Origin of the sequence: Hahella sp. NBU794 (genome assembly GCF_050749805.1) — a bacterium.
GTDB lineage: Bacteria > Pseudomonadota > Gammaproteobacteria > Pseudomonadales > Oleiphilaceae > Hahella.
On record NZ_CP192738.1, the window covers coordinates 6,822,774 to 6,838,020 of the forward strand.

At 53.6% G+C, this 15,247-nt stretch carries 13 protein-coding genes and 1 riboswitch; of the genes, 8 read left to right on the forward strand and 5 right to left on the reverse strand.

Features of this window, described 5'->3' with window-relative positions; translation table 11 throughout:
* Window positions 1-39: 39 nt before the first annotated feature.
* The 3 genes from ACQYWX_RS30075 (at window position 40) to ACQYWX_RS30085 (ending at window position 5,456) form a co-directional block, all read left to right on the forward strand.
* On the forward strand, window positions 40-2,079 hold the full coding sequence (locus ACQYWX_RS30075) for a DUF3857 domain-containing transglutaminase family protein (RefSeq protein WP_431687369.1): 2,040 nt from the start codon (window positions 40-42) through the stop codon (window positions 2,077-2,079).
* A complete protein-coding gene (locus ACQYWX_RS30080) occupies window positions 2,076-3,272 on the forward strand; it encodes a tetratricopeptide repeat protein (RefSeq protein WP_431687370.1) in 1,197 nt (398 codons plus the stop codon). The genes ACQYWX_RS30075 and ACQYWX_RS30080 overlap by 4 nt, the downstream gene beginning before the upstream one ends.
* 396 nt (window positions 3,273-3,668) lie before the next feature.
* Window positions 3,669-5,456, forward strand: a complete 1,788-nt coding sequence (locus tag ACQYWX_RS30085; RefSeq protein ID WP_431687371.1) for a PKD domain-containing protein — start codon at window positions 3,669-3,671, stop codon at window positions 5,454-5,456.
* A gap of 112 nt (window positions 5,457-5,568) precedes the next feature.
* On the opposite strand, the gene ACQYWX_RS30090 is transcribed toward ACQYWX_RS30085, so the two are convergent.
* Window positions 5,569-6,483 carry an AraC family transcriptional regulator N-terminal domain-containing protein gene (locus ACQYWX_RS30090; RefSeq protein WP_431687372.1) on the reverse strand — a complete coding sequence of 305 codons (915 nt, stop codon included), beginning with the start codon at window positions 6,481-6,483 and terminating at the stop codon, window positions 5,569-5,571.
* A 39-nt stretch (window positions 6,484-6,522) separates the two neighbouring features.
* A complete protein-coding gene (locus ACQYWX_RS30095) occupies window positions 6,523-7,368 on the reverse strand; it encodes an SDR family NAD(P)-dependent oxidoreductase (RefSeq protein WP_431687373.1) in 846 nt (281 codons plus the stop codon).
* 465 nt (window positions 7,369-7,833) lie between these two features.
* Here ACQYWX_RS30095 and ACQYWX_RS30100 point away from each other — a divergent pair, with 465 nt between their 5' ends.
* From ACQYWX_RS30100 to ACQYWX_RS30115, 4 genes are all read left to right on the forward strand, one after another.
* A complete protein-coding gene (locus tag ACQYWX_RS30100) occupies window positions 7,834-7,971 on the forward strand; it encodes a hypothetical protein (RefSeq protein ID WP_431687374.1) in 138 nt (45 codons plus the stop codon).
* Window positions 7,972-8,158: 187 nt separating this feature from the next.
* The gene (locus ACQYWX_RS30105) at window positions 8,159-8,326 is read left to right on the forward strand and encodes a hypothetical protein (RefSeq protein ID WP_158305004.1); all 168 of its coding nucleotides are present in this window, start codon (window positions 8,159-8,161) and stop codon (window positions 8,324-8,326) included.
* Window positions 8,286-8,690, forward strand: coding sequence for a type II toxin-antitoxin system YafO family toxin (locus ACQYWX_RS30110; protein WP_431687375.1), 405 nt, complete (start codon window positions 8,286-8,288; stop codon window positions 8,688-8,690). The genes ACQYWX_RS30105 and ACQYWX_RS30110 overlap by 41 nt, the downstream gene beginning before the upstream one ends.
* A complete protein-coding gene (locus tag ACQYWX_RS30115) occupies window positions 8,690-8,923 on the forward strand; it encodes a hypothetical protein (protein ID WP_148212702.1) in 234 nt (77 codons plus the stop codon). The genes ACQYWX_RS30110 and ACQYWX_RS30115 overlap by 1 nt, the downstream gene beginning before the upstream one ends.
* 271 nt (window positions 8,924-9,194) lie before the next feature.
* Here the strand turns inward: ACQYWX_RS30115 and ACQYWX_RS30120 are convergent, their stop codons facing one another.
* From ACQYWX_RS30120 to ACQYWX_RS30130, 3 genes are all read right to left on the reverse strand, one after another.
* Window positions 9,195-10,415: a ribonucleotide-diphosphate reductase subunit beta gene (locus tag ACQYWX_RS30120; protein ID WP_431687376.1), complete on the reverse strand. Its 1,221-nt coding sequence runs from the start codon at window positions 10,413-10,415 to the stop codon at window positions 9,195-9,197.
* A 28-nt stretch (window positions 10,416-10,443) separates the two neighbouring features.
* Window positions 10,444-13,305, reverse strand: a complete 2,862-nt coding sequence (locus ACQYWX_RS30125) for a ribonucleoside-diphosphate reductase subunit alpha (protein ID WP_431687377.1) — start codon at window positions 13,303-13,305, stop codon at window positions 10,444-10,446.
* 125 nt (window positions 13,306-13,430) lie between these two features.
* A riboswitch (cobalamin riboswitch) is annotated at window positions 13,431-13,652 on the reverse strand.
* A gap of 78 nt (window positions 13,653-13,730) precedes the next feature.
* Complete coding sequence (locus ACQYWX_RS30130; protein ID WP_216736628.1) at window positions 13,731-14,030, reverse strand: hypothetical protein; 300 nt, start codon at window positions 14,028-14,030, stop codon at window positions 13,731-13,733.
* 245 nt (window positions 14,031-14,275) lie between these two features.
* On the opposite strand from ACQYWX_RS30130, the gene ACQYWX_RS30135 reads away from it, so the two are divergent.
* Window positions 14,276-15,247: a pilin gene (locus ACQYWX_RS30135; protein WP_431687378.1), complete on the forward strand. Its 972-nt coding sequence runs from the start codon at window positions 14,276-14,278 to the stop codon at window positions 15,245-15,247.

Genomic DNA, 15,247 nt, shown 5'->3' on the forward strand with positions numbered 1-15,247 from the left:
CTACCCTTTTTTTGATTGATGTACTCACAAGGAAGACGAATGAATCGCTTCTCCGGCAGACTTTATGGCCTTCTCGCCACCCTGGGCGTTATGCTCGCCTGCCAGGCCAACGGCCAAACATTTAAATCCAATGGTTACGCCTACGACATCTCCGCCGCTCCGAAGTGGGTGGAGTCTGTGCAGGCGCCTGCCGCTCCTGAACACGACAACGGAGCGGTGGAGTACTTACTGGTGGACCGCCAGACCAGCGCCGCCACGCGCTCGCCTCAATACTTCTATCACTTTGTCGAACGCGCCAACAATCTGGACGGCCTGGAGGAAATTTCCCACCTCAAGGTTACCTTCAACCCAGACTTTCAGCAGTTGGTCTGGCACAAGCTGAACGTTATTCGCGATGGCAAAGTCATTGATCGTCTGGACCCGCAAAGCATCACTTTAATCAGAGAAGAAACTGAGCTGAACCAGGAAATGTTCAGCGGTTACGTCACCAGCGTGGTGTTCGTCAAAGGCACTCGCGTGGGCGACGCTGTAGACTTCAGCTATTCCATCGTCGGTCGTAACCCCGTCTTCGGCGACCATTACTTCCAGGGCATTTCCATGTCCTGGCAGGTGCCGGTGCATCGCCTTTATACCCGCGTTATTGCGCCGCCCAATCGCGAACTGCGCATGTCCGCTGTGAAATACGACACCCAGCCCACCATCAGCGCCTACGGTAAATCCAAAGCCTACGTGTGGGATGACGCCAATGTCGCCGCCTACTACAACGAAGGCGATTACCCTCTGGATTATGAGCCGGGCAGTTTTATCAGTCTGACGGATTTCCCGGACTGGGATGGCGTGATTCGCTGGGCGGAGCCTCTGTACGCGGCGCGTCCCATCAAATCCAAAGAACTGCGCGACCTGCGGGATGAGCTGAAAAGCATGCCCAAAGAGCAGGCGGTAATCGCCGCGCTGCAGTTCGCACAGGAACAAATCCGTTATCTGGGCATTGAGCTGGGTCAGAACTCTCATCTGCCCCGGGCGCCGGATACAGTCATCGAAAACCGCTACGGCGACTGCAAAGACAAAACCCTGCTGCTGGTGTCCCTGCTCAGAAGCATCGGCATCGACGCCTACCCCGCCCTGGTGTCCTGGGAGATCGCCTCCGGCGTCGATAAGATTGCGCCTTCGCCCGGCGGTTTCGACCATGTCATCACCCTGGTGGAGCTGGATGGACAGCGGTACTGGCTGGACCCTACCCGTCGCTACCAGAAAGGCTCGTTGAGCACCCTCGGATACTACGATTACGGCAAAGCGCTGATCATCGGCCATCCCAGCGAACGGGAGCTGGTCAAAGTCGGTCTGCCGGAAGTGGCGGCGACTCCCAGCATGATCACCCGCGAGCGCTTCAAGGTAATTGATTACAGCGCGCCGGTGGAACACTTCATCACCACGGAGTACACCGGCATTGAGGCGGATCGTATGCGCCAGCGTCTGGCCAATAAATCCATACGCGAGTTCAGCCAGGATATGCTGAATTACATGCAGAAACTGTATCCCGGCGCGGAACAGCTGGAGCCGGTTCAAATCACCGACGACAACAATAACAATCGCTTTGTTATTGATGAGCACTACCGCATCAATGAATTTTATGCGCCCGTGGACGACGTACAGGCGACCCGCTTTTACGCCTATTCGCTGTTTGAGTACGTAAAAAGTCCCGCGGTGACGCGGCGTTCAGGGCCGCTGACGCTGCCGGGACCAATCAGGGTGGTGCATGATATTTCCCTGGAATATCCCTACAGTCTTAAATTTACCGATCAGGCCGCCAAGGTCAGCCTGAGCAACGACTACTTCAATTACTTCTATCAGGAAGACTATCTGGGCCGCACGCTGAACCTGCATCATGAGCTGGAATTCAAACGCGCCGCCATGCCTGCGGCGGAAACTCAGTCATTCCTGGACCTGAAGAAGCAGATCAACGATTCCGGCGAGCACTACTATCAGGTGACGCGCAGCGAAGAGACAGATAAGTCACGCTTTGCGGATTTCATCTCGTCCATTCAATCAATGGTTTATGGTTTGGAGACGCCGCAATGATCCGCTCCGCAAAATGGCTCGTTAAACACTGCGCGACACTCGCCGTTCTGACGTTTTCCCTCTTCATCGTTGGTTGCGCCACGCAGTCCGCATCTACGGATGGCGCCGCCGCTGCGGAGGAAACGCCAGGGGAGTATCCTTCCCGTCCCATCAATGAGTTCGCCACGCAATTGCGGGATCTTCTGAACCTGCGCAACGCCGACAAGATCGTCGAGATGGTGGACATGCGGGATCTGCTGGGCAAAGCCGTCGATCGCTCTGATCTGCCCGTCGCGTTTCGTCCCAGCGCCAAGAGTCGGCTCATTGATACGCAACTATTCAACTATCGCGCCATCGTCGCCGGCAGTCTTCTCGATATGCCGTCGGAGAACGGTTACTACGACATCGCCAGTATTAATCCTGAGCAGTCTCAAATTACCTATCGGTTGGACGACGAAGCCTTGGGGTATTTGACGGTTTACTATCGCAGAAACGCATCAGGGGAATATCGGATTACCGATTTCCACAACTGGCTGTCGGTGTACGACCTGAGCTATCGCATCGCGCAAGGGCTGTCCTTGAGCTATCGCATCAATCTGCAGAGCAATCCCACCAAACAGGCATTACTCCTGCAGCTTGGCAAAGTCTCCAAGTCCGACGATGTCGCAGAGATTCATCGCGTCTTTGAAGGCCTCGCAGACGAGCGCCGCAACGATGACTACCTCCAGTTGCTCTATGCAGAGGCGCTTCTCAACGCCAGCGATTACGCGGGATTTATAGAGCAGAGCGTCGTACTGAATGAACGTCTGGGAACCTCCCCCAACTATCAGTGGCTGCTTTATTACCGCAGCCTGAACCAGGAAAATTATCAGGCGGCGGCGGAGCACTTGCAGGCGCAGATTGAACAGACGGGGCTGAAGGACGCAGGCATTCTGGACGAGCTGGCGCGAGTCAAACTGCTCAACGAAAAGTACGAGGAGGCGATTCGTCTTTCCTACGAAGCCATTCGCAGCGATTCTTACTATGAACCGAGTTATTCCACGCTGACCTTCGCCCTCATCAAGACTGACCGGCTCGATATCGCCTGGGAAACCCTGAAAGTCTTGAAGGAACGTTTCAGCTATGAATTTGATGAAGCCGCTTTGCGTGAAGACGGCCGCTTCGGCCCCTTACTGGAACGGGAAGATTTCCGTCACTGGCTGAAGCAAGGCTAAGACCTCACACGCTCGACATATCCACTGACAAAAGCGCGTTTCACGTCTTAACTTAAAACGCCGGCCGCTTGTATGAGCGGCCGGCGTTTTTGTATTCAGCGTTAGTGTCAGCAGGCCGGCGGAAGCCTGAAACCGGCCTCCACGCCATGTCGCATTCGACAGGTCGTTCAAGCCGCCGTTCATTCCTTTCGAGCATAAACGCCCCGCCCTTTAGACTAAATTGTAGAAAGTATCACTTCTTTTCTAACTGCTCGAATAAGTTGGCTATCCTGTACCATTAGAATACCAATAACTATAAATATTCCGTTTGAGTATATCCATTCACGTAAGAGGTAGGGTTAAAACCGCCGCTAAGGCTAGGAAAATGGAATTAACTATCTAATGTGAGAGGACCTTATGAAAACAAAAATAGCTTGGGTCGCCGGGCTTGCTTTGTCCTTAACACTATCCGCCAACTTGCAGGCGGCGTCAGATGACGCCATCGCAGCTCCCCAACCACCCATAACCATCGCTTCAGAAACGCCTTTCAAAGGTCTACTGACGGATGAGAGCCAGCTAAGGAGGGAAAGCATCGCCGCCTATCAGGCGGTCAGTGATCGCCGTATAAAAATCCACAAAGAAAACGCCAGCTTCATCAAAGTGCATTTCTCCCGTTTCGACATACCTGAGGGAAGCTACGTCGTGGTGCGTAACGCCCAAGGAGACATCGCGCATCGCTACGGCGGCGACAATCCATCACTGCATACGCTGCGCGAAGGCGATGATGGAGCCAGCTCTTTCGCCGCGCTTTCCGTCATTGGGTCAACCGCGATCGTGGAGTATTTCCCCGGCGTCAGCGGCCAGGCGTCTTACAGTATTGAAGTCGACTCCATCATGGAGGGCTTTCCCCAGGAAGAGATCGACGAACTCATGAGTCAGCAAACAAGCAGGTTCTCCACCTGCGGCGTCAATGAAAGACGCGACGTGCAGTGCTGGGCGGACAGCCACCCGGAAGAGTATGAACGCACACGCCCGGTGGCGCGCATACTGGTCAACGGCTCCAGCCTGTGTACAGCTTGGCGCGTGGGTCCTGACAACCGGATTTTCACCAATAACCATTGCGTCTCTTCCCAGTCCGGCGTGGCCAACACGGAAGTCTGGTTCAACTATCAGCGCACCAGCTGCGGCAGCGGCTCGTTAGCGGGAACGAAGGTGGTCACCGGCGCCAACATGCTGGCCACCAACTATGAGCTGGACTACACCCTGTTTACCGTCAACAACTTCTCTTCCATCCAGTCTTTCGGATACTTCGGCCTGGACGTGCGTCCCGCCACCAATCAGGAACGCATCTACATACCTCAGCACGGCAGCGGCAATCCCAAGGAGCTTTCCATTGAGAGCGACCAGAACAGCGGCGGTTTGTGCCGGGTGGACCAGCCTTCCGTCAACGGCCGCGGAACCGGCACCGACATGGGCTATAACTGCGACACCATCGGCGGCAGTTCCGGATCGCCCGTCCTCGCAGGACAAACCAACCGCGTCATCGCACTGCATCACTTTGGCGGCTGTCCCAATCAGGGAGTGCTGATTCATAAGATCTGGCCGCAAGTAGCCAGCTACTTCAACAATCAGATTCCCGCCGGCGATAATGAAACGCCCAATGGCGATCCTGTCGCAGACTTCTCTTTCTCAGTGGATAAACTGGAAGTGCGTTTCAGCGACGAAAGCTCCGACAGCGATGGCGAAATCGTCAGCTGGCAATGGGATTTCGGCGACGGCAATTCCTCCATCTCGCGTAATCCAACCCACGCCTACACCAGCGCAGGAGGATATAGCGTCAGCCTCAGCGTAACGGATAACGATGGCAACTCCGCCAGTACAACGCAAACCGTCACTGTTGGCGACACTCCCAGAATCGAGGAAAAGAATCTCTCCGACAACACCGGCGACTGGAAGCACTTCAAGCTGTCCGTCCCCTCTGGAATGAGCAAACTCACCGCCACCATCTCCGGCGGCTCTGGCGACGCTGACCTATACGTCCGCCAAGGCGCCCAGCCCACCACCTCCCAGTACAACTGCCGTCCCTACACCAACGGCAACAACGAAGTCTGCACCCTCAACAACCCCGCCGCCGGCGACTGGTACATCAGCATCCGCGCCTACCGCGATTACTCAGGGGTTGATCTAGTCGGCGAACTGGAGTGACCCGCTAGCTAACCCTCGTACCGTCTCAGTCGCCTGACGCAACACACCTGAGACGCCCAAAAGCCGACTGTCTTTGGACAGTCGGCTTCTTCATATAAATCAAACTAACCAACTACGGCAGCCAGTATTCGGAAGCCCCGGCGTTCTTTATGCGCGTCAGGTCTTTGGAGGGTGGAAGGCCGAACAGGCGGGCGTATTCGCGGCTGAACTGTGAGGGGCTGTCGTAGCCGACGCCATAACCGATGTTGGCGATGTCCTGGTCGCCCAAAAGCAGTTGCCGTCGCGCCTCCAACAGCCGCAGCTGTTTCTGATACTGTAGCGGCGTCATATTGGTGGCGGCCCTGAAATGCTGGAAAAACGAGGACGCGCTCATGCAGGTAAGGTGCAGCAGCTCTTCCATGTCGAAAGGCTGATTAAAGGTGGATTTTATATACTGAACGGCTTTACTTATCTGCCGTAAGCGACTGTCACCGTTAGTGATTTCACGCAGAATGCCGCCCTGATCGCCATTCGCCAACCAATACAGGATCTCCTTTTCCGACAACGGCGCCAGAACGGAGATGTCTTTGGGCTCGTCGTTCAGCAACGCAACCAGCCTGATCAATGCATCCAGCAGTCGTGGCGTCACCAGACTGACGCCGACGCTTTGCTGAGGCGCGTCGGCGCCTGCGGATCTGGCGTCCAGCATCAGGTCGCCCAGGATGGCGAGATCCAGATCCAGCCGCATGCACAAATAAGGTTGCTCCGGCGACGCCTGCATCACTTGGCCAGCGATGGGCAGGTCCACCGACACTACCAGATAGTGGGCGGCGTCGTACTTGAATAGCTGTTCCCCGGAGATGACTTTCTTGGCGCCTTGCGCCACGACGCAGACCGCTGGCTGATGGACGGCGAGCACCGGCTCTGTAGGAGATGACGAGCGAATAAACGAGAGTCTGGGGATGTCGCTTTCATGCACGCCATCTTGAGGACAGTGCTTTTGAATCAGACCGGCTAATTCTTTAATTCGATCGAATATTTCCGACATACCCAGCATCCCGTTGAACTCGTGCGTCTGCGCGGCGACTTATTCCACAATATCCGTCGAGATGGATAACGACGCCCACTTATCCAGCTCACTCAGGCGAACGTTATAAGCTTGGCTGAGGTACTGCACCGCATCAGAGCCTGCAGCGAATCTGAGCGGGCTGTTTTCCTCACGGGACAGCTTCACCAAAGCCTCGCCCAACTTGGCCGGGTCGCCAGCCTGTTGATGATTGCGGCTGCGGTAGGCTTCCGCAACGGCGGTGGAATACCGCTCGTAATCGCCGATTCGCTGTTCGCCGTACTGGACTGAACTGTCATCCAGAAAGTCGGTGCGGAAGAAGCCGGGCTGAACGATGGTGACGCCAATGCCGAACTGCCCCACCTCTGCGGCCAGGCTTTCAGAAAAGCCTTCAACGGCGAACTTGGCGGCGCAATAGGCCGATGCGCCCTCAAAGCCGATTACCCCACCGATGGAGGACAGGTTAAAAATCCGGCCCTGACGTTGTTGTCGCATATAAGGCAATATTGCCCGGGTTACCCCCATCATTCCAAATACATTGGTCTCAAACTGCGCGGAAATTCTCTCGGACGCCACTTCTTCAAAGACGCCCAACTGACCATATCCTGCATTATTCACCAGCACATCGACGCCGCCAAAGCGCGCCGCCGCCTGCTTTGCGCAATCCTCCGCCTGAGACTGACTACAGACATCCAGCGCCAGCAATAACAGGCGATCGTCAGACTCATAGACCTTACGCAGCGCATCCAGGCTACGCCCGGTCGCCACCACATTATCCCCCACCGCCAAGGCCGCGACAGCGATCTGATATCCCATGCCGCGTGAGGCCCCGGTAATAAACCAGGTTTTGTTTTTTCCATCGGACATGTGCAACCTCCAAAAAGTATTCAACTGTAGTTATCGAACACAAGAATGACGCCATGGTCGCTCAAACAGCTAACACGATACTCTCTACCATTTGCACAATTCTCCATTCTTGTCGAAAAATACCAAGCAATATGAGACGTACGATTCACGAAGTTAGCGCAAAAGGCGCTGAGCCTTACTATGCGAATTGCGCGTGGCGCCCCTTTCCACATCACAGACTTTTAAGCCTCTGGGATCACTACAGTTTGACTCAAGAATATGCGGTTGAACTGAAACCAAAAAACTTAGTGGCTACGCTCACAGTATTAAATAAATATAGTGATTTCGGGGCCCCCACCCTGAGCACTCTTAAGGATAAAGGCCGATAGGCGATATGCGAGCTGTTGGTATAATGGCTTTTATAGCCCCCCTGAAATAAAGCTCAATGTGTTATGTAAGAGTTTTAAAGAGATAAGGTAAAACTGTATGAGCAAAGAAATATTATCAACATTTACCTCTCCGTTAGAGAAGTTCAAAGAAAAGTTCGCAAAGCTTTTAGAAGAGGCAGATGCGAAGCCTGCTGCTGTTGATGATGACAAAAGTGACGTATATATATGGAAATAAAGTTCACTGTAAATAAAAACATTAATCAGGCAGAAAAGATATAAAACCTCCTGCAATATACGAAGCGCGATTTCCCTGCTGTATAGGCGCCCCGATTACAGTGTGTAAGTCATTTTGGGTATTTCCTGGCCGGTTTTATATTTGTAGAATAACTTTTCTGTGAAGTTTAATAATGGGGAGAGGTCCAATGAGTAAGAGCAAAAACTCCAGTGTAGATAGGCCACTTACAGCTAACGAGAAAGAAGAGCTGAAGAAAGCCATGAAAAGGGGGAGCGAAGATGCTAAACGAATTCCGAAAGGGACTTTTGTAGAATATGTCAGTTCAAATTCATCTGTCACGATTTCTAAAAAATGAGCAAAATAACCCAGCATTCAAGCGCGTAGCTGATGCATTTATAGAATATAAGACAACAGGAGAGCCTGGAAAACTGTTCGGCCGAGATAAAGTCACTGATCGCCCCCGTCTCGCCCTACAAGAGAAAATGAAACACCTCCATATCCTAGATGAAAAGACATTTAAGCTAAATAAGCTTTATTTGAAGTCTCAGGATCATCGTCACAGCGATACAATGTTATTCTATTGCAGCGGAGCTATATTCGATGATCACTACCTGCTCATTGGTATAGTGTGGGAAAATGCGCATGATTTTATGGAAAACGAACACACTATCTTATGGAATTATGCACTCGAAGCAGAAGAGTTCAGGATGAAATGGTAATGCTAAAAGACATTAAGTGGACCAAGGGGGATACCCCCAAAGAGCAAGGCGTGTACATTATTGCGGTGGAAACATTCAGTATCGCATCCAGTAGCGCATCTTATTGGAGCCCTGTTGAAGGTTGGACTAATATTGCGCCGGATGACAAGGTGAGAGGCTTTATCCCCCTGCATGATGTCATTATGCAATTACCCTATTTCTGGGAAGATGATGAGTCGACGGGAACTCCCTGACTCTCACTTCTGAAGAAGCTTAAAAGCCGCTTGTAGCGGCTGTTTCTGCGCTCGGCCCAATGTCGCTGAGGCAAAGTGTATCCAGTTGAGAAACTTTCCACTTGGATTCTGAAGACTACCGTTCACATCGGGATGTCATTAAATATCTAAACAGTGAAAAAATACCAATAACGAGAGTTTTAGCCTCGCCGAGTTGACGAGGCCGCCACTTATTCAACAAACTCAATGGTAACTGCAAACTTATCTGTCGTCATACGTTCGCCGATTAAGCTCACCACTGCAACGACGCCCCGGTCTGATACTCCGTCACGCGGGTTTCGAAGAAGTTTTTCTCTTTGCGCATGCTGGCCTGTTCGTCCAGCCAGGGCAGTGCGTTACCGGCGCCGGGGAATGGTTCGTCCAGTTTCAGCTGCTTGGCGCGGCGGTTAGCGATGAAGCGGAATTGTTCGATGTGATCCTCCGCGGTATAGCCCAGGATGGGTTCTTTCAGCAGAAAATGGGCGTAGCCGGTCTCCGCTGCTTCCGCTTCTTCCCACAGCGTTTTGATAGCTTTAGGATCGAGAGTGACGCCTTCTTCCTTGATAATCTGTTTCACCACGCGGATACCGAAAGCGCAGTGCATGACTTCGTCGCGCATGATGTATTGCAGCTGCTCGCCGGTGCCTTTCATCAATCCGCGGCGCTGCAAGGCGAAGATAGGGCTGAAGCCGTTATAAAACCAACAGCCCTCGAAAATACCGGCGAAGAAAATATACGCCATCACGAAGGTTTCCAGGTCGTCGCGGTTACGCAGATTGATATCCGGGCGCAATAACGCGCTGATACGCTCGTTGCCCATCTTGATCTTACGATAGATCGCTGGCGTGACGCGGTAACGGTTATAAATCTCGCTCTGATCCAGACCGATCGTTTCAATACAGTGCTGATAGGTCCAGGTATGCAGGGATTCTTCGTACACCTGACGCGCCTGATAGATCTGCAGCTCCGGCGCGCTCATTTTCTCCATCACCGCCAGGCCGATATTACGCATGGCCAGGATGTCGGACGTGGTCAGATAAGCCAGCACGTTCTCATACACATGCTTTTCTTCCAGCGTCAGCTTGTGATGATAATCGTACACATCCTGGGACATGTTGATGTCCAGAGGCGTCCAGTGGTTCTTGTTGGCGTTGAGGAAAAACTCCCACGCCCAGGGATACTTGAACGGCGCCAGCTGGTTGATGTCGGTCATCCCGTTCACCACCCGCTTGTCGTCAGGATTGACCGGGTCCAGCTTTTGTAAAACCTGTTCTTCCATCGCCTCCTCCGCCAGGGCTGCGGGCTCCGGCTCGTTGTCAGGGGCTCCCCCGGCGGCGGGGGCCGCGGCGGGGGAGGTGGAAACGGGTGACTGCGGAGAAACAGCAGAGGATGTGGACACAGCAGGAATCGCCACCGCCAGAGGATCGTCCCAGTCCGACAAGGTCGCAGTCTGCTTCATCAGTTCGGTATTCATGGTCATAGCTCCTGGTTGTTATCGTCGCTTACTGACAGGCTTCGCAGTCCGGATCGAGAATCGAGCAGAACTTCGGTTGCGGCTCCTGACTCTCAGTGTCGTCAACATCAGGTTTGGCGCTGTCGCTCTGGGAAGCGCCGGAAGAGATTTTCTCCATTTGCGTAGCGCCGAGAGAGCGCAGGTAATATGTCGTTTTCAGGCCGCGAGACCACGCCAGCTTGTACAGGTTGTCCAGTTTTTTACCGGAGGGTTCAGCCATGTACAGGTTGAGGCTCTGCCCCTGATCAATCCATTTCTGGCGACGGGAGGCCGCCTCCACCAACCAGCGAGGATCGATCTCAAACGCGGTCAGGAACAGCTGTTTGACGTCTTCCGGAATACGGTCGATCTGTGCGACGGAACCATCAAAATACTTAAGGTCGTTGACCATGACGGAATCCCACAAATCCCGCGCCTTCAACTCCTGCACCAACCAGGGGTTGATCACGGTGAATTCGCCGGACAGGTTGGATTTGACGAACAGGTTCTGATACGTCGGTTCGATGGACTGGGAAACGCCGACAATATTGGAAATCGTCGCTGTAGGCGCGATCGCCATGACATTGGAGTTACGCATGCCCTGCTTTTTCACCAGTTCACGCACCGGCGCCCAGTCCAGGCTGTGACCGCGATCCAGCGTGCAAAACTCCGCGCCGCGTTCCTGCTCCAGACGATCCAGAGAATCGATCGGCAGAACGCCCTGATCCCACAAGGAGCCTTCATAGGTTTCGTAGCGGCCGCGTTCTTTCGCAAGATTGGAGGACGCGGTGATCGCAAAATAGCTGATCAGCTCCATGGATTGATCGGCGAAGCGCACCGCTTCGACGCTGCTATAGGGCAGGCCAAGCTTGTACAACGCATCCTGGAAGCCCATCAGGCCCATGCCCACAGGACGATGACGCAGGTTGGCGTTGCGCGCCTGAGGAACCGCGTAATAGTTGATGTCGATGACGTTATCCAGCATGCGCACGGCGGTATACACGGTGTTGCGCAGACGGTCGTGATCAATTTCGCCATTGCGTATGTGGTTGACCAGATTGACTGAGCCCAGGTTACACACCGCAATTTCGTCCTGACTGGTGTTAAGAGTGATCTCCGTACACAGGTTCGAGGAGTGCACCACACCAACGTGTTGCTGCGGCGAACGCAGATTACAGGGGTCCTTGAAGGTCACCCAGGGATGGCCTGTTTCGAACAACATAGAGAGCATCTTGCGCCACAAGTTCTGCGCAGAAACTTTCTTGAACAGGGTAATAGCGCCGCTTTCCACCAGAGATTCATAGTGGGTGTAGCGCGCTTCAAAAGCGGAGCCGTATAAATCGTGCAGATCCGGCGCATCGCTGGGTGAGAACAGAGTCCACTCTTTGTCCTCAAACACCCGCTTCATGAACAGATCCGGAATCCAGTTGGCGGAGTTCATGTCATGGGTGCGGCGGCGTTCATCACCAGTGTTTTTGCGCAGTTCCAGGAACTCTTCAATATCCAGGTGCCAGGACTCCAGATAAGCGCACACCGCGCCTTTACGTTTGCCGCCCTGATTTACCGCCACCGCCGTGTCGTTGACGACTTTCAGGAACGGCACCACGCCCTGGGACTTACCATTGGTGCCTTTGATGTGGGAGCCCAAAGAGCGCACCGGCGTCCAGTCATTACCCAGACCGCCCGCCCATTTGGACAGCAGCGCATTGTCCTTGATCGCGCCATAAATACCCTCCAGATCATCCGGCACTGTGGTCAGATAGCAGGATGACAATTGCGGACGGTTGGTGCCGGCGTTGAACAGGGTCGGCGTAGAGCACATGTAATCAAAAGAGGACAACAGGTTGTAGAACTCAATCGCGCGGGCGTTGGGATCATCTTCCTGCACCGACAATCCCATGGCGACGCGCATGAAAAAAGCCTGCGGCAATTCCAGGCGGGTCTCGCGCCAGTGGATGAAGTAACGATCGTAAAGGGTCTGTAATCCCAGGTAGGTGAATTGGCGGTCAAGCTCAGGCTTCAGCGCAGCGCCCAGTCGTTCCAGATCGAATTCGAGCAGACTTGGCGACAGCAGTTCATGTTCCACGCAGCGTTCGATAATGGCGCGGAACGCAGTCGGATACAGTTCCGCCATTTCAGTTTCCGTGGCGGACGCTGCGATATTGAGATAGCTCAGCGACTCTTCACGCAAACCGTCCAATAACAAACGGGCGCACACATAGGAATAGTTGGGCTCTTCTTCGATCAGCGGACGCGCCGCCATGACCAGCGCGGCATTGACGTCTTTGTGTTTGACGCCGTTGTACAGGTTTTTCAACGCTCCTTGCAGGACTTTTTCCTCGCTGACGCCGTCCAGATCCGCGCATGCATCGCCGATCACTGTGCGCAAACGCCCCATATTCAGCGGCGCTTCCGTGCCGTCGGCGAATTTCACATTGATATCAGGATGCGTCTCCCCCGCCTGCTCGCTTGGCGCCGGCGCACGCTGACGGGCATGTTCTTCACGATACAACACATAGGCGCGAGCCACTTTATGAAAGCCGCCGCGCATCAGGCCCAATTCCACCAGATCCTGAATTTCTTCGATATGCACCGAACCGCCTTCGGGGCTGCGGCGACGCAGACGCGCCACGATATCTTTAACCAGTTTTTCTACGGAATCCCGCACACGGGGCGAGCCGGACGCGGAATGTCCTTCCACCGCCAAAAACGCCTTGGTCACCGCCATAGCGATTTTGCGGTCGTCAAACGGCGCAGCCTGACCGGTGCGTTTGATCACCTGCAGCAGGGCGTTATGAGTGTGTGACTCGGATGAAACAGATGGGGAGCTGGAGGCGCGCGCCTCGCTGGGGGACGAAAAACTACCGGTCATGGAATTGTCCTCTATCGCGTGTTCTGGCCGAACCTTCACGATTAGGGACATAAAGCGACGCGCAGACAGGCCGAAAATCGCCTCGCGTTTAGCGGCGCTTTATCATTACCCTGAGTCGCGAAGGCATGAATAACTTCAGCATGGCAGGTCTTCGGACTCGGGGGCGTTTACACGTTTTTGCGAACCTACGGCGACCGCTTCCCATCCTCTTTCAGGACAGTGCGTGGGCGTTTCCACCCGCGTCGCTTTCGTTCCCCCACACCGCTGCGCGTCAGTACCGGACTCTCACCGGATTCCCTCTTAGCACAACCTTTGAACAGGCGTGAACCATAGCTGAGGCACAATATATTGTTTTGACTATTAAAAGTAAATACTAGATGTAGAGGCTAAGCGAAATGACAAAGCGACGCGGATATTCAGAAAAATCAAGCGAGAATGGCGGCGATTAAGAACTTTTTCAAAAGCGCTTGGACGCCTATGCCGATGATGGTAAGAATAAAAATTTCTGCATACGCATCCGCTTTAGTAATCACTTTCAACGCAATCAGATAGAACCCAAGCGCAGCAAGAAAACCGGGCAGCCCTTGAACAAAGCCCAAAATCAGGGTGGCGACGAGCACAACCAAAAACGCTTCTATCAATCCAAGCGAGACTTTCAGCAGCTTAGCGGCAGCGAACAGGCAAGCGCTCTGGATCAAAACGCCAATGATTAGATTCAAATCCATGAGAATTCCTAAAAGGCGGCCATTCTAAACAGTAAACCGACGCAGTCAATACAGCTAAGCCACACTGACATCCCTAACGGCGAAGTTCACACATCCACGATTTTCATGGCGGTCGAGCAGCCGAAGTTTGCCCAACCTCATTGTCACCCCAAAAAATAAGCGGGTAATTACCTGAATCAAAAGTAGTTCAGGATGCAAATCAGCTAAACTGCTAGTAATTTTCTACTTCGTATTAAGGACTGGCTTTGCCTGAACGTCGCCGCTTTTTCAAAGAAAAACTGACGCCCTATTTTGCGCCGCCGATGTGGTTGCACTGTCTTTTGTACGTGTTAACGCTGGGCGTGTACGAACTATTCTGGCATTACATGAATTGGCGCAAGTATCGGCTTATATCGGGAGATCCTATCTGGCCGCCGCTGCGCGGGCTGTTCTTTTATTTTTTTATTCCTTCTCTGGTTAGTAATCTTGCGCGCAGTTCCTCCTTGTCGGGCCGCTCTGATCCTTTGCTTGGTCCATGGACCAGCGCGTTATATCTTGCGGTAGCGATAACCGCCGCTACGCTCGCACAAGCATTGAATCCTTTATTTATCCTGCCTTCCTTCTTCTTCCTGACCTATTTGAATTGGCGGGCGCGGTGGATCAATCAGCAGTTCATAGCTGTTCCAGCCCAGTCGAGCGCCGACGTCTCTGCGCTCAGTGTCGGCTCACCACAGCAACCAAATGGCGCTTCCCTCGTTTTTAAACCGTCTTTTCAGACTGTCGGTAGCTTTCGTTGGTTGGAGATCCTCACCTGTATCGCCGTGATTTGCATCGCTTTAACTTTCGCACTAGACGCCGGGCGTCACGCTACGATTAAAGCTCGCCTGACCGAAGCCTTTGGCTTATTGGAGGGAGTCAGAGTAGACATGGCGGAAAAATACGCCTTCTCCGGGGTCTGGCCGGAGCGAGAAGAACTACATGCGCTGAGTAACGTCGAGGCGATCTATTTCCAATCAACGGAGCTCGATTCAAGCGGCGCCTTGCACTTCACCCTTTCCCCTCGCGCGGGAGAAGCGCCAAGGACCATCAGCTTTCGACCGGTCGTCAGCAATCCCGATGGCGCATTGCGCACCCTGGGATGGTCATGCGCGTCAGCGCACTCGGGTCCACGCAAAATCTACGGCGACGACAAAAGCTCGCTGCCTCCGGAGCAACTCCCTTATATCTGTAGAGGTTAA